Source organism: Pantoea sp. PvP021 (genome assembly GCF_054056055.1).
On record NZ_JBSRXX010000014.1, the window covers coordinates 46,052 to 68,262 of the forward strand.

Here is a 22,211-nt window from a genome sequence, read left to right on the forward strand (position 1 = left end):
ACATGAACACTCTGGCCTCCCTTGCGGATGTGATTGCCGTGGTGCCCGCTGCCGGGATCGGCAGCCGCATGCAGGCAACCTGTCCGAAGCAGTATCTGACGATTGGTCAGCACACCCTTCTGGAACACAGCATTGCGCGTCTGTTTTCCCATCCCGCTATCAAACAGGTGATTGTCGCCCTCAGTCCTGATGACCAGCACTTCGCTTCACTGCCGCTGGCACGCGATCCGCGCGTGCTCAGGGTGACAGGCGGAGAGACCCGCGCCGAATCGGTGCTGGCCGGATTGCAGGCCGCACAGGGTTCCGCCTGGGTGCTGGTCCATGATGCCGCGCGTCCCTGTCTGCATCCCGACGATCTCCAGCAACTGCTCAACGTGCGTGAACAGAGCCACGTTGGCGGGATTCTGGCCGCGCCAGTGCGTGACACCATGAAACGGGGCGAGCCGGGCAAAGCCGCGGTGGCCCATACCGTAGAGCGCGACGATCTCTGGCACGCCTTAACGCCGCAATTTTTCCCTCATGCGCTGCTCACCGCCTGCCTGACGCGGGCGCTGGCAGAAGGCGCGACCATCACCGATGAAGCCTCGGCGCTGGAGTATTGCGGCTACCACCCGCTGTTAGTCAGCGGACGCAGTGATAACATCAAAGTCACCCGGCCAGAAGATCTGGCGCTGGCGGCTTTTTATCTGAGTCAGATTCAATTAAAGGAGAGCGCATGATGCGTATCGGTCACGGTTTTGACGTTCACGCCTTTGGCGGAGAGGGTCCGTTAGTGATTGGCGGTGTGCGGATCCCGTTTGAGCAGGGTTTTATCGCCCATTCGGATGGCGATGTGGCGCTGCACGCGCTGACTGACGCGCTGCTGGGCGCAGTGGCGATGGGCGATATCGGCAAGCTGTTTCCTGACACCGATCCGGCCTTTAAAGGGGCGGACAGCCGCGGCTTGCTGCGTGAGGCCTGGCGCCGTATCGAAGCCAAAGGCTATCGCATCGGTAATGTCGACGTCACGATTATTGCTCAGGCACCGAAAATGCTGCCGCACGTGCCACAGATGCGGATCAATATTGCAGAAGATCTGGGCTGCCATATGGATGCGGTCAACGTCAAAGCGACCACCACCGAGAAGCTGGGCTTTACCGGGCGCGGCGAAGGCATCGCCTGTGAAGCGGTGGCGTTAGTCCTGAAAGCTGACAGCCAATGATGCTGAATTACCTGCACGGCACACCCGTGGCCTCCGGCGTGATCAAAGCCAATCCGGAAGATTTCGTGGTGGTTGAGGATCTCGGTTATGGCGCGGATGGTGAAGGTGAGCACCTGCTGGTGCGTATCCGTAAAGTGGGGGCCAATACCCGCTTTGTGGCTGAGGCACTGGCGAAGTATCTCGGTATTCATCAGCGCGACATGAGTTATGCCGGAATGAAAGATCGCCATGCGGTGACGGAACAGACTCTCTGTTTTCGCCTGCCGGGTAATGCGATGCCCGATCTGCGCGGTTTTGAGCTGGAAGGGGTCGAGATTCTGCAGGCGGTGCGCCACAAACGTAAGCTGCGCATCGGCGCACTGGCGGGGAACGCGTTCCGGCTGATCATCCGCCAGATCAGTGACCGTGATGCGGTTGAAACGCGTCTGGCGCAGATTCGCGATGCGGGCGTGCCGAACTATTTTGGTGAACAGCGTTTTGGTCGCGGCGGCAATAACCTGGTGATGGCAGAAAAGTGGGCGCGCAATGAGATCATTATTCGTGACCGTAACAAGCGCAGCCTGATGCTCTCTGCCGCGCGCAGTGCGCTGTTTAATCAGGTGACCAGTGCGCGTCTGCAACAGCAGGGTAGGCTGACTCAGGTGCTCAACGGCGACGCGTTGCAGCTGACCGGACGAGGCAGCTGGTTTGTCGCGCAGCCTGATGAACTGGCAGAGTCACAGCGCCGGGTTGAGCAGCATGAGCTGCGCATCACCGCGCCGCTGCCGGGACGGGGCGAGCCTGGCCCGCAGGCTGACGCGCTGGCCTTTGAACAGCAAGCGCTGGCTGATGAGACGCTGCTGCTGGGACTGATTGAACGTGAGAAGGTTGATGCTGCACGCCGTGCCATGCTGGTGGTGCCGCGCGATATGCAGTGGAGCTGGTGGGATGATGTCACGCTGGAACTGGCATTCTGGCTGCCAGCGGGCAGCTTTGCCACCAGCGTGGTCCGGGAGCTGCTGACCCACGCGGACTCGCCCGATCAGATTGATGAGTAATCTTCGCTGCAACCTGACCCGCAGTGTGGGTAATGTTGCGGCAAACCCCCACCGTCGTGTGATTTACGCCTACCACTTCCTTGCGCGCCTCGCTAGAATGCAAAAATCGCCGTCTATTCCTCACCTGTTGCCATGCCGTTAAAACAGGTTCCGTCACGGCGACCAGTCGAATAAAAAAAGGTCAGAACGAAATGCGGATATTGCTCAGTAACGATGACGGCATTCATGCGCCAGGCATTCAGACTCTGGCGAAAGCCCTGCGGCAGATTGCTGACGTGCAGGTTGTTGCCCCCGATCGTAACCGAAGCGGTGCCTCGAACTCATTAACGCTGGAAACGCCTCTGCGCACCTTCACCCATGAAAACGGCGATATCGCCGTCCAGATGGGGACGCCGACCGACTGCGTCTATCTGGGGGTGAATGCGCTGATGCAGCCGCGTCCCGACATTGTGGTGTCGGGCATCAATGCCGGCCCCAATCTGGGCGATGATGTGATCTACTCCGGCACGGTGGCGGCAGCGATGGAAGGGCGACATCTTGGCTTGCCGGCTATCGCGGTTTCGCTCAACGGCCATCAGCACTACGCCACCGCGGCGGCCGTGACCTGCGCTCTGCTCAGGGCGCTGACGCATGAACCGCTGCGCACCGGCCGCATTCTCAACATCAACGTTCCCGATCTGCCGTTGTCAGAACTCAAAGGCATCCGCGTGACGCGCTGTGGCAGTCGCCATCCGGCGGATCAGGTGATTGCGCAGCAGGATCCGCGTGGCAATACACTCTACTGGATTGGTCCGCCAGGCGAAAAACTGGATGCGGGCCCGGATACAGACTTCGCCGCCGTGGATCAGGGCTACGTCTCTGTCACGGCACTCCATGTCGATTTAACGGCGCACAGCGCGCAGAACGTCCTCAGTGACTGGCTGGCTAAAGCTGAGGTGAACCTGGCATGGTGAATCGGCGTATTGAGACGTTGCTGTCACAACTGCGTCAGCAGGGCATCGATGATGAAAACCTGCTGAAAGCCATCAGCGAGGTGCCGCGCGAACGTTTTATCGACGAAGCGTTCGAGCATAAAGCCTGGGACAATGTTGCCTTGCCCATCGGCTCCGGTCAGACGATATCACAGCCCTACATGGTCGCGCGGATGACCGCGCTGCTCGGGCTTAATCCGCATTCGCGTGTGCTGGAGATTGGTACGGGTTCAGGTTATCAGACGGCGATTCTTGCCCATCTGGTGGACCATGTTTATTCAGTGGAACGCATCAAAGGGCTGCAGTGGCAGGCCAAGCGCCGTCTGAAACAGCTGGATCTGCATAATGTTTCAACCCGTCATGGTGATGGCTGGCAGGGCTGGCCTTCACGTGGCCCCTTCGATGCCATCATCGTCACGGCTGCACCGCCTGAAATTCCGATTGCGCTGATAGCACAACTGGCAGAAGGCGGCATCATGGTGCTGCCGGTTGGCGAAGATCAGCAGGTACTGAAGCGCCTGCGTCGTCAGGGCGAAGAGGTGATGGAAGAGACCATCGAACCAGTGCGTTTCGTCCCGCTGGTGCAGGGCGATCTGGCCTGACCCTCTTCGTATTTCTTCACAACTGTTTCATAGCACCACGTACCTGATGTTGTTACTATCCAGTTTATTCATCGAAAACGCAGATTTTATCGCGCCGCGCAGAGTATCCTGCTGGCAGATACAGTGAAACAGATAGATCAGAGTTGCCATCACGGGGGATTAATGAGCACGGGAAGCACACTTTTTCAGTTACGCCGTCTGGCGGCGCTTTCACTGGTAGGTTTTTGGCTGGCAGGCTGTAGCTCCAGCGACAACTCACAGGCACCCATCAGTCGCGTTGGCGATAATGGCGGCATGAACACTAACCAGTCTGGAGCAGACACGAGTTCAGGCGGCGTTCCTGCCACGCCAGCCCAGGGACAAATGTTAAGCAAAAATTCAGCATCTGCCCCCGCTAGTGGTGGAATGATTAGTACCAACAGCAATATTGAGACGCAGAATGGCCGGATTGTTTACAATCGCAGTTATCAGAACATTCCTAAGGGTAGCTACTCCGGTGAAACTTATACCGTTAAGCGTGGCGACACATTGTTTTACATCGCCTGGATTACCGGCAACGATTTCCGTGATTTAGCCCAGCGCAACAATGTTCCTGCGCCATATGGCCTGAATGTCGGCCAGACTCTGCAGATTGGCAATGGGTCGGGTCAGCCGATTACCGGCGGCAATCCCATTACCGTTGCTGATGCAACGCAGGGCGGCGTTCCGGCGGCACCACAAATTAAATCGCCTGCTGTTGCACAGCAACCTGTTATTACGTATTCTGATGATTCAGGTAATTCGGGTGGCAGCAAAATGTTGCCTTCGAATGGAGCAAATGTTGCAACGACAACAGCTCCAGTCGTTACCGCACCCCCAACGGTTAGCAGTACAACCAACAGTTCAACGCCGGTCGGAAGCTGGCGCTGGCCGACTGACGGGAAGATCATCGATAACTTCTCTGCCGCCGAAGGTGGCAATAAAGGTATCGATATCGCCGGGACGCGCGGACAATCTGTGGTCGCCACTGCTTCAGGACGAGTGGTTTACGCAGGTAACGCACTCCGGGGTTACGGTAATTTAATCATCATTAAACACAACGATGATTACCTGAGCGCCTACGCCCACAACGATACAATGCTGGTCCGGGAACAACAGGAAGTTAAGGCGGGGCAAAAGATCGCTACCATGGGTAGCACCGGAACCAGTTCAGTCAGATTACACTTTGAAATTCGTTACAAGGGGAAATCCGTAAACCCGTTGCGTTATTTACCGCAGCGATAATCCGGCAGAACAAAACAGGTTTATGTTCTGCCCTGGAATCACGGGTAGGAGCCGCTTATGAGCCAGAATACGCTGAAAGTAAACGAGTTACATGAGAACGCGGAATTCGATGAGAACGGAGCTGAAATTTTTGACGAGAAGGCACTCGTTGAAAATGAAGCCAGTGATAGCGACGTAGCGGAAGAAGAGTTGCTATCACAGGGTGCGACGCAACGTGTGTTAGATGCGACGCAGCTCTATCTCGGGGAGATTGGCTATTCTCCGTTGTTAACGGCAGAGGAAGAAGTCTTCTTCGCTCGCCGTGCATTGCGGGGTGATATCCCTTCCCGTCGCCGTATGATCGAAAGTAACTTACGCCTGGTGGTGAAAATCGCTCGTCGTTACAGCAATCGTGGTTTAGCTCTGCTGGACCTGATTGAAGAAGGTAACCTCGGCCTGATTCGCGCCGTAGAGAAATTTGACCCGGAGCGCGGGTTCCGTTTCTCAACGTACGCCACCTGGTGGATTCGTCAGACTATTGAACGGGCGATCATGAATCAAACCCGTACCATCCGTCTGCCGATTCACATTGTGAAAGAACTGAATGTTTATCTGCGTACTGCGCGTGAACTTTCCCACAAGCTCGACCATGAGCCGAGTGCGGAAGAGATCGCAGAGCAGCTTGATAAACCGGTTGATGACGTAAGCCGCATGTTACGTCTCAACGAACGCATTACCTCGGTTGATACGCCATTAGGCGGTGATTCTGAAAAAGCGCTGCTGGATATTCTGGCCGATGAGAAAGACAACGGCCCTGAAGACACCACGCAAGACGATGATATGAAACAAAGCATCGTTAAATGGCTGTTCGAACTGAACGCCAAGCAGCGTGAAGTGCTGGCACGTCGTTTCGGCCTGTTGGGTTATGAAGCGGCAACACTTGAGGATGTGGGTCGTGAAATCGGCTTAACCCGCGAGCGTGTACGCCAGATTCAGGTTGAAGGTTTACGCCGTCTGCGTGAAATCCTGCAGGCGCAGGGCCTCAGTATTGAAGCACTGTTTCGTGAATAATCGTTAACAGTAAATCTGAGTTTGAATGCGAAAAGCGATGGTGAAAACCATCGCTTTTTTTATGTCTGCAGAAAAGTGATTTGCGGGCGAGCAAGCATCGCACCGCGCATTAACGCGGTGCGATGTACGGGATGTAATATCAGACCAGCGATTTAAGACGATAAATCCAGTCGAGTGCCTGACGCGGTGTCAGCGTATCGGGATCCAGCGCCTCTAGCGCCTCCATGGCAGGCGAGGTCTCTTCAACCAGCAGCGGCAGCTGAGAGCCATCGACCGTCGATGACGCGGAGTGGTTTGAAACGGTCTCAAGTTCCTTCAGCTTATTGCGTGCCCGCTTAATTACCTCTTTGGGTACGCCGGCCAGCGCCGCCACCGCCAGACCATAGCTCTTACTTGCCGCACCCTCCTGGACGCTGTGCATAAAGGCGATTGTGTCGCCATGCTCAACGGCATCCAGATGGACGTTAACCACGCCTTCCATTTTTTCCGGCAGGGTTGTCAGCTCGAAGTAATGGGTGGCAAACAGCGTCATCGCCTTGATACGGTTCGCCAGGTTTTCGGCGCAGGCCCAGGCGAGCGATAAACCGTCGTAGGTGGATGTTCCGCGTCCAATCTCATCCATCAGCACCAGGCTATTTTCGGTGGCATTGTGCAGGATGTTAGCGGTTTCGGTCATCTCAACCATAAAGGTCGAGCGCCCGGAGGCGAGATCGTCAGCGGCACCGACACGGGTAAAGATGCGATCCAGCGGGCCAATCAGCGTCTCATCGGCAGGAACAAAACTGCCAATCCATGCCATCAGCGCAATCAGTGCTGCCTGGCGCATATAGGTACTTTTACCGCCCATGTTGGGGCCGGTAATAATCAGCATTCTGCGCTGGGGTGCCAGTGACAGTGGGTTGGCAATAAACGGCTCTTTCAGAACCTGTTCCACCACCGGATGGCGTCCGCCGCTGATTTTAATCCCGGCTTTATCCTGCAATACCGGGCGGCAATAGTTCAGGGACCAGGCACGTTCTGCCAGGTTGCTTAACACATCCAGCTCTGCCAGCGCGGCGGCACTCAGCTGCAGCGCTTCAAGATGCGGCAGCAACTGATCGAACAGCGCCTCATACAGGCTTTTTTCCAGCGACAGCGCTTTACCCTTTGAGGTGAGTACTTTGTCTTCGTACTCTTTCAGCTCCGGAATGATATAGCGTTCAGCATTTTTCAGGGTCTGACGACGGACATAGTGCATCGGTACCTGATGGCTCTGTCCGCGGCTTACCTGGATGTAATAACCATGCACGCCGTTAAAGCCGACCTTCAGGGTATCCAGTCCCAGCTTCTCGCGTTCGCGGATCTCCAGCCGGTCAAGATAGTCGGTTGCGCCATCTGCCAGTGCACGCCACTCATCCAGCTCCGCGTTGTAGCCGGGCGCAATCACTCCGCCATCGCGGATCAGCACCGGCGGTGACTCAATCACCGCCTGTTCCAGCAGCTCACGTAACGCAGTGAACTCGCCCATCTGCGTGCGCAGCTTCTGCAACTGGGGCGCCTCAACATCGGCCAGCAACTGGTTAAGTTCCGGCAGTTGCTGAAACGCATGACGCATGCGAGCCAGATCGCGCGGACGTGCGGTGCGCAGGGCCAGGCGAGCCAGGATTCGCTCCAGATCGCCGACCTGACGCAGCACCGGTTGCAGCACGTCGCTGAGATTTTGCAGCTCAGCAATCGACTCCTGACGCTGGTTAATGATGCGCGCATCGCGCAGCGGCATATGCAGCCAGCGTTTCAGCATCCGGCTACCCATCGGGGTGACCGTTTTATCCAGCACCGCCGCTAAGGTGTTGTCGGTGCCGCCTGCCAGGTTCTGGGTGATCTCCAGATTACGGCGGGTGGCCGCATCCATGATGATGCTGTCCTGCTGCCGCTCCATGCTCAGCGAGCGGATGTGGGGCAGCGTGGTGCGCTGGGTATCTTTAACATACTGCAGCAGGCAGCCCGCCGCGCTCAGTCCGAGGTGCGCATTCTCCACGCCGAAGCCATTAAGATCGCGGGTGCCGAACTGCAGGTTCAGCTGCTGGCGTGCGGTGTCGATCTCAAACTCCCACAAAGGACGGCGTCGCAGGCCGCGTCGCTGATCGATCAGCAACATCGCCTGGAAATCTTCGGGGTAGAGCAGCTCCGCCGGATTGGTGCGCTGCAGTTCTGCCGCCATGGTTTCAGCATCGGCAGGTTCGCTGAGGCGAAAACGGCCTGAGCTGATATCCAGCGTGGCGTAGCCAAAACCGCGCGGGCTCTGCACAATCGCCGCCAGCAGATTGTCGTGTCGCTCCTGCAACAGCGCCTCATCACTGATGGTACCCGGGGTAACGATGCGCACCACTTTGCGTTCGACCGGGCCTTTGCTCAGCGCCGGATCGCCTATCTGCTCGCAGATGGCAACGGATTCGCCCAACTGCACCAGTTTAGCCAGGTAACCTTCAACCGCATGATAGGGCACACCCGCCATCGGAATCGGTTCGCCCGCTGACGCACCGCGCTTGGTGAGTGAAATCTCCAGCAGCTGCGAGGCACGTTTTGCGTCGTCATAAAACAGCTCGTAGAAGTCACCCATACGGTAAAACAGCAGAATGTCAGGATGCTCCGCCTTGAGACGCAGGTACTGCTGCATCATTGGCGTATGGGTTGAAAAGTCCTTATCTGTAGACTCTTTCATATTGAATTAACTCATTTTTATGGCTTTAGAAGTACTCAAGTGGCCCCATTTGAAACCCTGATAAATCCATCTAAATCCGAAAATTTGTATGCCAGATGTATTCTAGCTACTATCGAGAATACAACATGGCTCTTCTGGTATACATGAGGCAACAACTGTGAAGATGACTCTGAATCAATCAATAATTATCAATAAGTTATCGATAGAAACCAAACCTGAGTTAGATTCAGACGGACGAGTTGTGTATGTGCCTAACCTTTCTGGTAAGCCGTATCTTATCACTGACAGCCACCGTGATTCACCCGTAGGCTTTGGTGTAAAGATCAGTGCAACAAAGAAGACCTATATCATCCAGAGAAGAGTTTCAGGAGGGGGCAGAAGTCCTTCAGAGGGGAAGTCACCTTCACAGGTAATCAGAGCTACGATTGGTAATGTATCGGATTTTGCATCGATTGATCAGGCTCGTGAAGTTGCGAGAACCTATGCACAATCGATGAAATCTACTAAAAGAAACCCAAATGCAGTTAAACGAGAAGCTGATATCGCAGAGCTGACCCTCAGTGAGATTTTCGCTCAATATCGTCAGCACCTCTTAGGACGAAGTAAACCAGCAAAACCAAATTCAATCCGGGTGCTCGATAAAGCGGAACAAAAGCTTAAAGAGTGGGAGCGGTATCGAGTCCGTGACCTCACAGGAAGCCTCATTCTCAAGAAGTTTGATGAGATAGCCTTAAAAACCAGAACGACGGCCGAGCAGACTTTTAGATGGGCAAATGTGGCAGTTCAACATTCTATCGATGTAGAGGCGATGAATGCACAAAGCCAGCAACGATTGCCTGTTCTCACTTACAACCCATTCACTGTGCTCAGAGTGCAAAAGAAATATCGTAGTCGCTCTGAACTGGAAGAAAGCTATCAGTCAAAAGGTGTGAGAAATCCGCTTTCAGCAAAAGATACATTGGGTAAGTTTCTGGATGCACTACACCACAAGAGAAGCTTTAACCGTCTTGGTTGCGATTATCTCCTGCTAACGGTGTTGCTTGGTGCGAGAAAGGAAGAAACGGCTTCTCTATGCTGGAGAGAGGAGCTATCGGCAGAAGAAGCAAAGTCTACGAGCTATGTCGATTTGGCTAATAGGAAAATTTTTTTCTTTGATACCAAGAACAGGACGAATCATGAGCTTCCCATCTGTGATGCTGTCAGATGTTTGTTAGAGGAAAGAAGGGATATCGTTTTTGATAAGGAAGTAAAAGCGAGTCGAAGAAAATGGGTGTTTCCAGCACGATCACCTCGAAGCAAAAGCGGGCACTATAGTGACAGTAAAACACTTAGGGAATACCTATGTGCAGAAGCCGGAATCGCTAAGTTAGGCACTCATGACCTGAGAAGAACCTTTGGCAGGATCGCTGAAGAGATTGGCTCCTATGCTGTTGTAAAGAAGCTCCTGAATCACCGTAACACAACCGATCCTACCGAGAGGTATGCTGAACCGGACAAAAACCGAGTGTTTGAGGCACTACAGCGGATTGAGCTACATATACTGATGACTGCGCCGGGGTTGTATAATAATTTACTGGCTTCGGCAAAATACCCACCAATACCTGAATATTCTGGGAAGCAAGCATGAGTGCTATTGAAACCTTGAGAGAGATGTCAGAGGTCTGGAGTTTGTTTGGTGACATGCCGGATGATGCCACCATTGGGGTAGATTTAGCGGCACTGTATTTGGGAGTAAGTGTCAAAACACTTGCTCGTTATCGCCAGAATGGTGAGGGCCCACCCTACGTGCAATATCAGTCTTCTGAAAGCAAAGCTCGCAACCAGCGGGTTAATTATTTACTCGGAGATCTTCGTGCTTGGCGAAACAATCATAAAGTCAGTAGCACCATGCAGGCCGCTCAGGTTAGGGGATTAGCATTCACAACCCTTTCCGATTTTACTTGCTCACAACCGTTCTGGAGCATAAGTAAGGGGAGGGTGATTATCGGTCATGCTCTCAGGATTACAGATGAGGATTTTAAAGGTTACCTCAGGGATAGTGACTATGTTTTGATATGGCTTTCGGTTGAAGAAGCTCTACTCAAAGATTGGGTATGGGCAAATGAGAGAGAAATCTGGCATTTGAACTTTGTAGAATACTTGAAGAAAATAATACTGAATTCGATTGCCCTACAAGAAAAACACAAAATAAATCAATGTTTGAAAGATTCTAAGGAACTTTAGCTCAATCTTTTAGATTAGTCTTTTCTTACATAATTTAAGTTTTAAAAGGTGACTTACAAAATTCTTCGGTTAAAATTATTGAGTGGACTATTTATAGTAATTTAGAAAGTTTAATATAGGGAGCTTTACAATGAGCGAAGATTTAAAAGTATTTAGTAACATCCGAACCTTAAGAGTACAAGCTCGCGAAACTTCTCTGGAGATTCTCGAAGAAATCCTTGAAAAATTAACAGCAATCGTTGAAGAAAAACGTCTTGAGGAAGAATCAGGTAAAAAAGAACAAAAAGAAAGAAAAGTGAAACTTGATGCTATTCGTGAACAACTTCTTGCGGATGGGATCGACCCACAGGAATTACTTGGTAACTACGGGTCAAGCTCAACATTAAAAAAACCAAAATCAAGCCGCAATCCTCGCCCTGTAAAATATAAATATACCGATGAGGATGGTAATGAGAAAAGCTGGACAGGGCAGGGGCGCACACCTAAAGCTATAAAAAGTGCTCTCGACAGTGGTAAAAAACTTGAGGATTTTATGATCTGAATTTTATTCGCTAATCCATAAATATGGATTAGCTTTCCTAATTTTCAGATCTCAGTACTTTTTTTAAAACCAAAAATGTTACTCAAACTATAAAATAGTTTGATTTTTATATTGATTTATAGTATATTTTAGTGTAAGTAATTTTTAATAAAAGCTGGAGGTATTATGTCTATCGAAGAATTAACTGCAAAAATAAGAGAAGAATCCAAAAATCGAACATCTAAAGAGCGGTTTGAATTACTTGTAGAGGCTAAGATCCTGACTCGACAAGGAAACTATAACTCACGCTTCTTTTCAAAAGAAACTGTGGCAAAGAGCAAAAGAAAATAATTAAAAAAGGCACACGGAATGTATTCTTCTAAGCCTAGCATTGTTTATGGTTTTCATGGTCTGGATAAGAAAACGGCCTTAAAAATAGTAACTCAAAAGGACAACTTTAAACATAGTAATAATCCTTATGATTGGTTGGGTTATGGGATATATTTTTGGGAAAATAATTATCAGCGTGCAATCGAATATGCGAATGAAGATAAACAGCGAAAAAAATCTAAAGTTAAAGAACCTTTCGTTCTCGGTGCCGTAATTGAGCTTGGTAGATGTTTGGATCTTTTAGATCAGAACTATATTAACTTTTTAAAAGCTGCTTTCGAAGATATGCAATTGGGAGTTAAAGAAAAAGGTAAGGAGCTACCTCAAAACACCGGGTTTGGAAAAAGCGACTTTGACTTCAGAAAAAGAGAGCTTGATTGCGCACTAATTCGCTATGCCTGTAATTTAGCCATGAAAAATAATCAACCTTTTGATTCTGTTAGATCTGCATTTTTGGAAGGAGAACGACTATATGATGGTGCTATGTTTTATGAAAAAAATCACATACAGATAGCTATTATTAATCCGAACTGCATTAAAGGAATATTTTTACCAAGAGAAAAAGTCGAATTTGAAGGACCAGTCCATGCTTTCTAAATTATGAGTTCATATTATTCTATAATGATTGTAATTCAAGCCCCTCTATAATTCCTTCTAAGTATCGTTAAATTACTAAAAACCAAAAAAATATAATCATTAACAAAAATTGAAATTTTTCAGCTAGTGAATTTTTAAAAAATTATCTTATAAAATAAAATCCTTCACTAAGAGACTAAAGATGAAAGAAGCATGGATATCATCTTGTACATCAAACATACAAGATTTTGTTGAACGCTCTACAAGATTACAGCCAGATAAATTAGACTTAAATTTGGAAGAACAAATAGATTTTGACTACCAAATTAACTTAAGTCTGGATTTTCGTGTTGAGTTAGTAAAGCAAACACAAGCAGGGAGCATTAGGTCCTCAGACACTACTCTGGTTTTCCGTGATGCCTTGAGATACAAAGAAGCATTAAAAGCAGAAACAAGTGCTGTTTTGTCCCGTGAGGAAACCTTAAGAGAAGCCCATGCAATCGTTCTTTCGAGGCATTATGGGGAGCTAAGAAAGGAAACGGTCATCTACTCACATCCTCGTTGTCTCTGCCTTACAGAGAACTGTACGAATTGTAGAGGAAGAGGACAGGTAAACTGCTCATCGTGTGGTGGTTCAGGAAAAACGAGCTGTTCAGGTTGCGGCGGCAGCGGGCAGGTTTTGGAGCAAAAAACAGTATATGACGATTACTCCAAGCAACACCGCACCGAAAGTCATTACCGTGGTTGCTATTCTTGTAGTTCAAGTGGCAAAGTCAGATGTAGCCCTTGCTCAGGTACAGGTGATCAGCAGTGCTCGCCTTGCAGAGGGACGGGGCAGATCACTCAGATAACGAAACTAAACAGTGTAGCCATACCAGACTATCAACTAATCTATTTCAGAGAGGATGTTCAGCAATTCATAAAAGATGGTCTTTATAAAGCTGGGATACCTAACTTACAGAAGTTCGGCAATATAGTTATCGCAGACTCTAAAGTTGATTTCACCAGAAATAAAGTCAACTTCTTATATGATGCAGAAGTTCCATTTGCGCGGTTCAGTAGTCCACTTCCGGAGGCTCAAATTCCTGATTCGGTAATTCATTGGATTATTTATGGAGTAAGGCCTCAAATTCTTGATTCTGGACATGTTATTGAGCTGATGCTCAAAAATGATTTAGACAATCTTGTTTATGCAGCTACCCCTAAGAGATTACTCAATCCGTTCATTGGCATATTCAGCCGTAAAACGGTGAAAATATTCATGGAATCTGAAGCTCATCAGGATATGCTTCATGCTAATAGTACAGGTAAATCCGGGCATATGCTTAGGGAAGCTCTGAACAGAGCATTCTCGACAGATTATCTGAATGAAGCGCTCGCCAGCCTAAAATCGATTATATTAGCTTTTCAGAACTGGTCAGTTATAAAATGGATGATTTTTTCTTCATTAATCATCTACATTTTAATGCCATTTTATACAGCATATAATAATAAGTGGACAGTTAGTAATGCTTCACACCATGTTTACCTAACGCCTTATACTCTTTTGGATAATCAGCAGAATATACAATACTCATTAAAGGTAATTGCTAACTCATGTGGTTGGTTTATGATAATAGCAGGTCTGATTCTTCCCTTTATAGGATATTTATGGAGAAGAGTGTGGTTGCAATTGCTAATGGGTAAACAACTACAATTATGGTCTACACATAAAAAAATCCTAAGAAGTAGATGGCTAGTGAGCTTGTTAGTTTCAATAATCTTCTCCACCGCATTGCTGCTATTTTTCCCTATTTGGATAACTCAGAACGGTGACCTTTTTGGACAATATCCAATTGAAAGGATACTAAGCTTAGTAATAAGTATGATTAAATAAATTTGGATAAACCCCAGTAGCACTATTGGTAATTAGATGGCTACTGGGGTTTTTTAATCTTAAATAAGACATGGTATATATAATTACTCTAATATCGTAACTGTTTATTCAAATAAGTTAATCAATTAATAAATGAAATCCATATGAGCGAAACGCAGATTTGACTGAATCTAAGATCGTAACCATTAATATATCCAATTGACAAAATTATAAAATTTGATAATTAGATAAGGGTTGGCTTAATTTTAAGGTTGTTAAAGTATTTTTTAACTATGTTGAGGTGATTATCAAGAAGATTATATTTGATATTAAAACAGAAGATGAATACTTAAGTTATAAAGATGAAATCGATATAAATGAGGTGGATGAACTTGGCTCAAGTGCATTGTTCTTTGCCGATTATGGAACAAATTATGGGAAAAGTGAATGGCTTATAAAAAACGGTATAGACATTCACGTCGTAAATAAATCAAAACAAAATGCACTTTTTTTTTGTGAATATGAAAAGGCCAAGTTACTAATCGAGCATGGGATCAAAGTAAATCAAGTAGATGTTCATTGCGAAAATGCTTTGTTCAGACCAGTATCTAAATCCGATTTAGATACTGGCCAACTACTAATAAATAGTAAAATTGATATTCAACAAATAAACTTTCAAGGTCAGAATGTTTTGTTTAATGCACCTATTAAAGCATTAAAGCTGCTTTTAAAGCATGGAATTAATGTCAACCAATTAGACGTGCATGGTAACAATGCTTTAATAAACTTAGACTCAGGTCAAGACGACTACTTGAAAACAGCAAAATCCTTAATAAAGGCTGGGATTAGCCTTGATGTGTTTGTGAACGATACCTCAAAACTCAATCTGATAGACTCAGTGTTAGTAAGAAAATTGATTGTTGAGTCCATTATAAAAAAAGAGAATCAACACATAAATGAAATAATCAAGAATAATGAATGTTGTTGCAGAGACATTGTAACAAGAAAAAGGTTATGAATATATTAATAGCTAAATACTAATAATTAGCGAGCTTTGGGGGTTAAATTTATTGTTTATTTAATCTGAGTGGCAATTTTTATGATTGGCTAAATATATTAATGTTTGGAAAATTTAACTTTTTTATATTATAGTCGTGGTACTACTTGTGCGAGATGCTTTTTCTAATGATAGCGCTATATATTTGACAAAGTTGATTTATATGGTAGTGGAATGTAAATGGCGTAAAAATAGTTCATGACTGATAACAATAAAAGCGCAACTTTTAAAGCTAATAAATACAGTAAACTTGCGAAAATCTTTACAAGATTATCCGAGAAGATAGATGGGACAAGGGACAGAGTTAGGAAATAGCAGTATCAGGTAAATAGAAAAGTCCTTCTATCTACCTTATATATAAATGTAAAAATAATATTAGATCCACTTGATATTACTAACTTTATTAAGTAAAAGACAATAATTTATTTGCAAGATACTTATAGGTCATTTTCTATGTAGGTTATACATATACCTATTTTGCAAGATTTTTAATTAAGAGTGGAACTAAAATAATGTAATTAAAATAAGGAGACGTATGGATAGAATAGTAACTAATACAATAAAAATGGATACTGGAGAGAGATGTTGTTTGATCACTGATAAAGTTTCAAAAGTGCCACTTTATTATCCGTGTTTGTATATATCAACTGAGTTAAGAAAGAAGAACGAATCAATTTCAACTATTGAGCTACATTCAGCGAGTATAGCTCTATTTTATAGATTTCTCAATCTCAAGAGTATAGACATAGAAGCAAGGATCAGAACAGCAGAGTTTCTTCATCTTCAAGAGATCGATGCATTGAAGGAATTTATAACTAACAGAATGAAAAAAGAGAGAGTTATTAATCTTAATAGTGGTTGTAGGGTTAGTAGCAATACTCAATACTTCAGATTAACAGCTATTACAAAATACCTTGAGTGGTTATGTGACTTCTTCACTGTAAGTTATAAAAGAGATCATGGAATCATTGATAAATTCATTGCGAAAATGAAAAGTCATCGACCTAAAATTAGATTCAGGAATCAAGATTCAGCAATCGATAAAAACCTCAATCAAAATCAACTTAATGTTTTGTTTGAGATTTTGAAGATAGGTTCAGAAATGAATCCATTCAATGCTAATGTCCAAAGACGAAACAGATTAATGATGTTAATTCTTTATCATTTAGGATTAAGGGCAGGAGAGTTACTAAACATCAAGGTCACAGATATTGATATAGGCTCTCAGACAATTTCAATTAACAGGAGGGCTGATGATCCTAATGACTCAAGGATTAAACAACCGCTTGTTAAAACCTTAAAAAGAAAGCTGTCTATATCAAATGACCTATGCAATGAAATCTGCAATTATATAAAAATTGAAAGGCGTAAGCATAGAATGAAAAAAGATAATGGCTATTTATTTATCTGCCATAAAAAAGGAAATACATTCGGAGAACCCTTGTCTATTCAGGCATACCATAAAATTATTAATGCCTTGAAGAATTCATGCCCCGAACTTTCCAGAATGACAGGTCATAAGTTAAGACATACCTGGAACTATGAGTTTTCTTCAAAAATGGACCAGATGGAAAATCCACCTAACCAATATGAGCAAGAACAAATGAGGTCTTTACTGATGGGTTGGAAAGAGGGTTCTGGCACTGCTTCTACTTATAACAGAAGATTCATCGAAAACAAGGCCGCAGAGATAGCTTTAAATATGCAGAAAGAAATGATCAACAGAGGAGGTGCTTGATGCTAAAATTATATGTTAATGGAGACGATAATGAGAGCACTAATGAAGCTAAAACTAAAGGTTATTACTTTTCCCTAAATGATGAGACATGGAAGCTAAGTCGAAATGTGACAGTTAACATCAAGGCGGTGAAAGATGTAATAAATAAAGAATTGCTGGAGGGCTATTTAAAAACGCTAAAATATTTAGCCTGTGAATTAAGTCCTGCTTCAGTTAAATTAATAAGCAATAACTTTAGGAGGTTTATTATAAATGTGAACCCAAAAAAGGTTGATGAATTTTCCCTTGTCAGGTTCAGAGGATCTGATGGTAGGGACAATAATATTATGTCATCGGTAAGGATACTGATCAAAAAGTGGTATGAGTTAGGCTATTGTGGAATAAGTAAAGAAGCATATGATTTTTTATGTAAATTGGTCATTCCTGATAATAAAAAAGGAGAAGTAGTAAGGAGAAGAGATCAGGTTAAAGGCCCTTTTACTGATATTGAGTTACAGTCTTTTCTTGAAGCTTGTTATAGGGCATATGATAAGGAAAAAATCGACATTACGCAATTAGCGATGGCTTTGCTGATAAGTGCAACCGGAAGACGGCCACTACAGATCTCACAGATGAAGGTTTCAGATATAAAAAGGATAAAAGTAAACGAGAATAGCTATTCCTATGTCATTTGTATCCCAAGGATAAAACAAGGCTTGGGATTCAGGGAATCTTGCAGAAATTATCAAGTGACAAAAGACTTGTATGATTTACTCTGTAAGCAGTGTGATTTAAGTATCGAAAAAGTTCGTAGTGTACTTAATAGAGATCTAATTAATAAAGAAGTTGAGAATATACCGCTATTTATATCATTACAAAAGTTAGAAGGCTTCAAAATCAATAACGAATCCAGAGAGATATTTGTATCGGATAAAGCTCACGAATACTCTTTGAAGATAAATAAGACGCTTAATTTCATTGCTGAAACAGAAAGTGTTATTTCTGAAAGAACTTATGAAAGATTAAATGTAAATCCCCGAAGGTTTCGTTATACCGTTGGCACCAGAGCAGCAAGAGAAGGTGCAAGCGAATTAGTTATTGCAGAACTATTAGACCACTCTACAACTCAATATACGGGGGTGTATGTTGAGTTTAATGCTGAACATGTTGCAAGAATTGATGAGGCAGTGGGAAGTCATATGCAGAAATATGCTGGTTTCTTTCAAGGTAAAATTCTGGATGATTCTTCAATGAAGAAAAATGAATTGCCAGTAAGGAATTTATCAGGGGAGGTCACTGGAGTATGTGATGGTTGTAAGTCTTGTAGGGCTAATGTTCCTATCCCTTGTTATACCTGCCATCACTTTCGCCCATTTGTTGATGCACCACATAAAGAATTACGAGATCATTTATTAAAACGAAGAGAAAGAATTATGACTGATACTAATGATGAAACTATGAGTAAAACATTAGACAGAACAATAATGGCTGTAGAGGAAGTATTAAAAAAATGTGAGATTTTAAAATTACAAAGGAGAGATAGATATGAATGAAATTGATATAGTTGAATTTAAAAGTAAAACGGAAATCTTAGCAGGGAAAAACCTCGATGAATTTATTAAAAACTGCAAAGAACAGTTAAGTGGAAATCTGCATGATAACAATTGGGAATGCAATCATTGGAAGAAGATTTTTAAATTTACTAAATTTAAGAGAGGGAATAGTAAGGTTGATTTAAGTAGTAACACGGAATTCCTTGATTTCGTTTACATTGAATTTTGCAAATCATATGTAGCTTTTATTTTTTGCTCTAATCCAAAAGGATTTGATAAGTTAACTTTTCCAATTGTACTTAGGGTTATTGAAAAAAATCTTTTAGCCTACACGGGGTCTGGTGATATAAAAAAACTAAACCCAGTCATTCTTGATGAGTGCTTGTCCGAGATTGATGATAACTACACTAAAGGGGTGGCATACAAATGTGGTAAATTCATGGAGAGGTTAATTGCTTTCCTGAACGAGAAAGAACTTCTTAATTGTGGATTAATGAAGTGGAGTAGTTACATCAGACCACCTGAGTCAAGATTGTCGATCTCTAATAATGCAGACAAAGCCAGATTAGCTAAATTGCCCACTGAAAAAGCATTACAAGCAATTGGTGAGATCTTTTCAATGCAGGATCATGACCTTCACGAAAAAGACCTGTTTGTTACTTCAGTGTTTGCATTGCTCATGTGCGCACCCAGTCGTATAACTGAAATATTATCGCTTAGAGCTGATTGCGAAATTTTCGAAAAGAACAGGGAAGGAAAGGAATGTTATGGCTTGAGGTTTTATTCATTAAAAGGTTACGGGGCAAACATAAAGTGGATTCCTGAAATCATGGTTCCCACTGCCCAACTTGCCATTGAAAGGCTGCTTAGAATATCTGAAAAGCCAAGATTAAGAAGTAAGGTTCTTGAGGAGGATATGAAAAATGAACGAGGCGGAAAAATTTGGTTTGATAAGGAAAAGGATGTTCGCTTCAGTAACGCTCTTTGTGCTCTATTCGATAACCAGCTCAGTATGAAACGAGAAACGGGTAATAAACTGTTCAAAATAAGAAATGTCTTTTTCTCAAAGGAGTTAGGGAGTTCAAAAGTCGGTAAGCATAAGAACATTTTCGAAAGGCATGGATACTATGATGAACATAACAAAGCTTTGTTCTTGAGAACTCATCAGGCCAGACATCTACTTAACACTATCGCTCAAAGAGGGGGCCTTGGAGAACTGGACATAGCAAAGTGGTCAGGAAGAGTATCAGTTACACAAAACAGAGTTTACAACCACATCACTGAAGATGAGATGATTGAAAAAGTGAAAACTCTGGGGATTAATCAGAAAGCTATAATTCCCTGCAATAGTGATGTGAATGACAACTTCGAAATCTCCACTCTTAGTGATTTAAAAAGTAAGGTAGAGCATGGTGCTGTTCATACAACTGAATATGGATATTGTGTGCACGATTACATTTTAGCTCCCTGTAGCAAATACTTTGATTGTATCAACTGTAGTGAGCAGATATGTGTCAAAGGGGAGATGCAGAAACTTGAAAGGCTCAGGTCCTTACTTGATACGACCGAACAACTCGTTGATAAAGTAAAAGATGCTATCAGTGAGGAGGAACTTGGGGCTGATAAGTGGTATCTGCATCAAACCAAAACCCTTGAAAGAGTGAAAGGGATGATTGCATTAATGGAAAACCCCGAACTGCCTGATGGTTCGCTTGTAAGAACGCATGGGGACGATTTTTCACACCTGTCTCGTGTTTTAGAAATGAAAAAGGATGACAGTATTATCATAAACAACAAGGAGAAAATTAATGGCCAAACACCTAACCAATAAAGATCTACAAATAATTATAAATTGTATAGCAGGTTGGCAAAGTTCAAAGCAGGGTAAGTTTACCTGGGAAAACCTTTGTGACTCCGTTACCGAGCTTTTGGGTAAGAGACCAACAAGACAGTCTCTGAGTCAGCATACAGCTATAGTCAGGGCTTTTGAACTTCAAAAGAAGAACATAAAATCTGGAGCATCTGAAGTCAAAAGACCTGCAAACCTGAACATAGCTTCACAGCAGATAAAAAATTTGCAGTTGAAAAATGAATCGCTCAAAGAAGAAGTCAGAGTTTTAAAACAGCAATTTGTGATATGGCAATATAATGCTCACAAACATGGAATTAAAGAACATCAACTCAATGCACCCTTAATATCAGTTGATAGAGAAAGGAGTGAAGAGTAGGGCTAATTGATGTAAGTCATTGAAGTTAAAGAAATGATATTGCACTTAAAAGTTAAGTAACTTTTATTGATCACCGTGTTGTAATTTCGTTATTATGCTGTTAAAGACAACTTAACGAGGACGTGAGTTTTGACGGTAGCGAAAGATAGTTCAACTGATGATATTGTGCATGGTAATGACCTTAGGGGTATGGATAATTTTTATGTTCGAACCACTGAATTTTTATGCCCCTATCTTAAGTGCAGAATAAAAGCGACACCTTGCAGTTACAGATCCGAGAATGTTAATCAATCGTATTTCAAATATACTGGCGAGCACAAGTCAGGTTGTGGCATACATGATGCAAAAAATCGCAACCGAAACAACTCTAATGATGAAAAAACACATAACTCTCCTCCAGCTCCATTCATTTCAATTCTTCGTCTGGAAAATGACGAAAGGATTCACAGAGAAAAAAACAATAATAGGACCAGAAAAGTAAACGATGAAGAAGATGTTGTAAGAGAACATCCTGTTTCGTCTTCAAGTATTAAACCAATAGTTGATTACTATCTGTCAGGAGTTAACAATAACGAGTTCCTTTCAATACCGCCTTATGAAAAAAGGACTTATAATGAGACATTTCAGAAATTAAAATACAAACCTGATGTTAAATATTGTAAGCCCGCAATATATTTTGGTGCACTACAATCTAATCTTACTTTAGATCCTAACGCAGATGAGTATGAAATTGTTTTTCTTGCTCGCAAGAAAGGAACAAAAGAAGCCTTTAGACTTATAGTTGATGCATCAAGCTGGAACTCAAGCCAGAAAGATGTATTCTTCAAAGAATTTGAAAAGCAAAGAGAGAAAGCTGAGAGATACAGGAAGTCCCTTTTTGATAAAAAAACGAAATCCTATAAAAGAGCTAATAAGTTTCTAACTCTTTTCTTTTTTGGTTTCCCTGATGATAAAGAACCACTGTTGCTACATACAAATCATTTCAAATTGGTTTATGTTTCTTTTATCGATGATGTTAAAGATACTTTCAATACGAGTAATGAAATTTCGATTGTCTCACAAACAAACTTATACGAGCTGACTGCGAATGAGACAAATATATCGGATGTTGAAGCTAATAATGTTAGCTATGTTGACTCTGACTATCTAAATTCAGCATCGTTCCTGCCTGAGCCTGAGCCTGAGCCTGAGCCTGAGCCTGAGCCTGAGCCTGAGCCTGAGCCTGAGCCTGAGCCTGAGCCTGAGCCTGAGCCTGAGCCTGAGCCTG

Annotated in this window: 20 protein-coding genes; 19 read left to right on the forward strand and 1 reads right to left on the reverse strand. The window is 44.4% G+C overall.

Annotated features, from left to right (window positions below):
* Positions 1 to 2 precede the first annotated feature (2 nt).
* From ispD to rpoS, 7 genes are all read left to right on the forward strand, one after another.
* Positions 3 to 719, forward strand: a complete 717-nt coding sequence (gene ispD, locus ACVKSX_RS23065; RefSeq protein WP_010248543.1) for a 2-C-methyl-D-erythritol 4-phosphate cytidylyltransferase — start codon at positions 3 to 5, stop codon at positions 717 to 719.
* The gene (gene ispF, locus ACVKSX_RS23070) at positions 719 to 1,201 is read left to right on the forward strand and encodes a 2-C-methyl-D-erythritol 2,4-cyclodiphosphate synthase (protein ID WP_010248541.1); all 483 of its coding nucleotides are present in this window, start codon (positions 719 to 721) and stop codon (positions 1,199 to 1,201) included. The genes ispD and ispF overlap by 1 nt, the downstream gene beginning before the upstream one ends.
* Positions 1,198 to 2,238, forward strand: a complete 1,041-nt coding sequence (truD, locus tag ACVKSX_RS23075; RefSeq protein WP_033786729.1) for a tRNA pseudouridine(13) synthase TruD — start codon at positions 1,198 to 1,200, stop codon at positions 2,236 to 2,238. Before ispF ends, truD begins: the two co-directional genes overlap by 4 nt.
* 191 nt (positions 2,239 to 2,429) lie before the next feature.
* Entirely contained in the window at positions 2,430 to 3,191 is a 762-nt protein-coding gene (gene surE / locus ACVKSX_RS23080; protein WP_003849099.1) for a 5'/3'-nucleotidase SurE, read from the forward strand.
* The gene (locus tag ACVKSX_RS23085; RefSeq protein ID WP_010248537.1) at positions 3,185 to 3,811 is read left to right on the forward strand and encodes a protein-L-isoaspartate(D-aspartate) O-methyltransferase; all 627 of its coding nucleotides are present in this window, start codon (positions 3,185 to 3,187) and stop codon (positions 3,809 to 3,811) included. The genes surE and ACVKSX_RS23085 overlap by 7 nt, the downstream gene beginning before the upstream one ends.
* 162 nt (positions 3,812 to 3,973) lie before the next feature.
* Positions 3,974 to 5,074, forward strand: a complete 1,101-nt coding sequence (nlpD, locus tag ACVKSX_RS23090) for a murein hydrolase activator NlpD (protein ID WP_187511454.1) — start codon at positions 3,974 to 3,976, stop codon at positions 5,072 to 5,074.
* A 57-nt stretch (positions 5,075 to 5,131) separates the two neighbouring features.
* A complete protein-coding gene (rpoS, locus tag ACVKSX_RS23095; RefSeq protein ID WP_003849090.1) occupies positions 5,132 to 6,124 on the forward strand; it encodes an RNA polymerase sigma factor RpoS in 993 nt (330 codons plus the stop codon).
* Between the two features lie 139 nt (positions 6,125 to 6,263).
* Here rpoS and mutS read toward each other — a convergent pair whose 3' ends face one another.
* Positions 6,264 to 8,825: a DNA mismatch repair protein MutS gene (gene mutS / locus ACVKSX_RS23100; protein WP_354439633.1), complete on the reverse strand. Its 2,562-nt coding sequence runs from the start codon at positions 8,823 to 8,825 to the stop codon at positions 6,264 to 6,266.
* A gap of 157 nt (positions 8,826 to 8,982) precedes the next feature.
* Here mutS and ACVKSX_RS23105 point away from each other — a divergent pair, with 157 nt between their 5' ends.
* From ACVKSX_RS23105 to ACVKSX_RS23160, 12 genes are all read left to right on the forward strand, one after another.
* Complete coding sequence (locus tag ACVKSX_RS23105) at positions 8,983 to 10,452, forward strand: tyrosine-type recombinase/integrase (protein WP_354439632.1); 1,470 nt, start codon at positions 8,983 to 8,985, stop codon at positions 10,450 to 10,452.
* Positions 10,449 to 11,048, forward strand: a complete 600-nt coding sequence (locus tag ACVKSX_RS23110) for a hypothetical protein (protein ID WP_354439631.1) — start codon at positions 10,449 to 10,451, stop codon at positions 11,046 to 11,048. Before ACVKSX_RS23105 ends, ACVKSX_RS23110 begins: the two co-directional genes overlap by 4 nt.
* Positions 11,049 to 11,178: 130 nt before the next feature.
* Entirely contained in the window at positions 11,179 to 11,589 is a 411-nt protein-coding gene (locus ACVKSX_RS23115) for an H-NS family histone-like protein (RefSeq protein ID WP_354439629.1), read from the forward strand.
* Positions 11,590 to 11,754: 165 nt separating this feature from the next.
* Complete coding sequence (locus tag ACVKSX_RS23120; RefSeq protein WP_354439627.1) at positions 11,755 to 11,919, forward strand: hypothetical protein; 165 nt, start codon at positions 11,755 to 11,757, stop codon at positions 11,917 to 11,919.
* 18 nt (positions 11,920 to 11,937) lie between these two features.
* Positions 11,938 to 12,555, forward strand: coding sequence for a hypothetical protein (locus ACVKSX_RS23125; RefSeq protein ID WP_354439626.1), 618 nt, complete (start codon positions 11,938 to 11,940; stop codon positions 12,553 to 12,555).
* A 181-nt stretch (positions 12,556 to 12,736) separates the two neighbouring features.
* The gene (locus ACVKSX_RS23130) at positions 12,737 to 14,410 is read left to right on the forward strand and encodes a hypothetical protein (RefSeq protein ID WP_354439624.1); all 1,674 of its coding nucleotides are present in this window, start codon (positions 12,737 to 12,739) and stop codon (positions 14,408 to 14,410) included.
* 280 nt (positions 14,411 to 14,690) lie between these two features.
* Positions 14,691 to 15,407, forward strand: a complete 717-nt coding sequence (locus ACVKSX_RS23135) for an ankyrin repeat domain-containing protein (RefSeq protein ID WP_354439622.1) — start codon at positions 14,691 to 14,693, stop codon at positions 15,405 to 15,407.
* Positions 15,408 to 15,981: 574 nt separating this feature from the next.
* Positions 15,982 to 17,184, forward strand: a complete 1,203-nt coding sequence (locus ACVKSX_RS23140; protein WP_354439620.1) for a tyrosine-type recombinase/integrase — start codon at positions 15,982 to 15,984, stop codon at positions 17,182 to 17,184.
* A complete protein-coding gene (locus tag ACVKSX_RS23145; protein WP_354439618.1) occupies positions 17,184 to 18,716 on the forward strand; it encodes a site-specific integrase in 1,533 nt (510 codons plus the stop codon). Before ACVKSX_RS23140 ends, ACVKSX_RS23145 begins: the two co-directional genes overlap by 1 nt.
* The gene (locus ACVKSX_RS23150) at positions 18,709 to 20,547 is read left to right on the forward strand and encodes a hypothetical protein (RefSeq protein ID WP_354439617.1); all 1,839 of its coding nucleotides are present in this window, start codon (positions 18,709 to 18,711) and stop codon (positions 20,545 to 20,547) included. Before ACVKSX_RS23145 ends, ACVKSX_RS23150 begins: the two co-directional genes overlap by 8 nt.
* The gene (locus ACVKSX_RS23155) at positions 20,525 to 20,944 is read left to right on the forward strand and encodes a hypothetical protein (protein ID WP_354439615.1); all 420 of its coding nucleotides are present in this window, start codon (positions 20,525 to 20,527) and stop codon (positions 20,942 to 20,944) included. The genes ACVKSX_RS23150 and ACVKSX_RS23155 overlap by 23 nt, the downstream gene beginning before the upstream one ends.
* A 129-nt stretch (positions 20,945 to 21,073) precedes the next feature.
* The coding region (locus ACVKSX_RS23160) for a hypothetical protein (protein ID WP_354439613.1) at positions 21,074 to 22,211 on the forward strand (1,138 nt) is incomplete at its 3' end.

Excerpts from the sequence above, each read along its gene's own strand:
- ispD (WP_010248543.1), top strand. The coding sequence starts at position 3 with ATGAACACTCTGGCCTCCCTTGCGGATGTGATTGCCGTGGTGCCCGCT.
- ispF (WP_010248541.1), top strand. The coding sequence starts at position 719 with ATGCGTATCGGTCACGGTTTTGACGTTCACGCCTTTGGCGGAGAGGGT.
- truD (WP_033786729.1), top strand. The coding sequence starts at position 1,198 with ATGATGCTGAATTACCTGCACGGCACACCCGTGGCCTCCGGCGTGATC.
- surE (WP_003849099.1), top strand. The coding sequence starts at position 2,430 with ATGCGGATATTGCTCAGTAACGATGACGGCATTCATGCGCCAGGCATT.
- ACVKSX_RS23085 (WP_010248537.1), top strand. The coding sequence starts at position 3,185 with ATGGTGAATCGGCGTATTGAGACGTTGCTGTCACAACTGCGTCAGCAG.
- nlpD (WP_187511454.1), top strand. The coding sequence starts at position 3,974 with ATGAGCACGGGAAGCACACTTTTTCAGTTACGCCGTCTGGCGGCGCTT.
- rpoS (WP_003849090.1), top strand. The coding sequence starts at position 5,132 with ATGAGCCAGAATACGCTGAAAGTAAACGAGTTACATGAGAACGCGGAA.
- mutS (WP_354439633.1), bottom strand. The coding sequence starts at position 8,825 with ATGAAAGAGTCTACAGATAAGGACTTTTCAACCCATACGCCAATGATG.
- ACVKSX_RS23110 (WP_354439631.1), top strand. The coding sequence starts at position 10,449 with ATGAGTGCTATTGAAACCTTGAGAGAGATGTCAGAGGTCTGGAGTTTG.
- ACVKSX_RS23115 (WP_354439629.1), top strand. The coding sequence starts at position 11,179 with ATGAGCGAAGATTTAAAAGTATTTAGTAACATCCGAACCTTAAGAGTA.
- ACVKSX_RS23120 (WP_354439627.1), top strand. The coding sequence starts at position 11,755 with ATGTCTATCGAAGAATTAACTGCAAAAATAAGAGAAGAATCCAAAAAT.
- ACVKSX_RS23125 (WP_354439626.1), top strand. The coding sequence starts at position 11,938 with ATGTATTCTTCTAAGCCTAGCATTGTTTATGGTTTTCATGGTCTGGAT.
- ACVKSX_RS23130 (WP_354439624.1), top strand. The coding sequence starts at position 12,737 with ATGAAAGAAGCATGGATATCATCTTGTACATCAAACATACAAGATTTT.
- ACVKSX_RS23140 (WP_354439620.1), top strand. The coding sequence starts at position 15,982 with ATGGATAGAATAGTAACTAATACAATAAAAATGGATACTGGAGAGAGA.
- ACVKSX_RS23145 (WP_354439618.1), top strand. The coding sequence starts at position 17,184 with ATGCTAAAATTATATGTTAATGGAGACGATAATGAGAGCACTAATGAA.
- ACVKSX_RS23150 (WP_354439617.1), top strand. The coding sequence starts at position 18,709 with ATGAATGAAATTGATATAGTTGAATTTAAAAGTAAAACGGAAATCTTA.
- ACVKSX_RS23155 (WP_354439615.1), top strand. The coding sequence starts at position 20,525 with ATGGCCAAACACCTAACCAATAAAGATCTACAAATAATTATAAATTGT.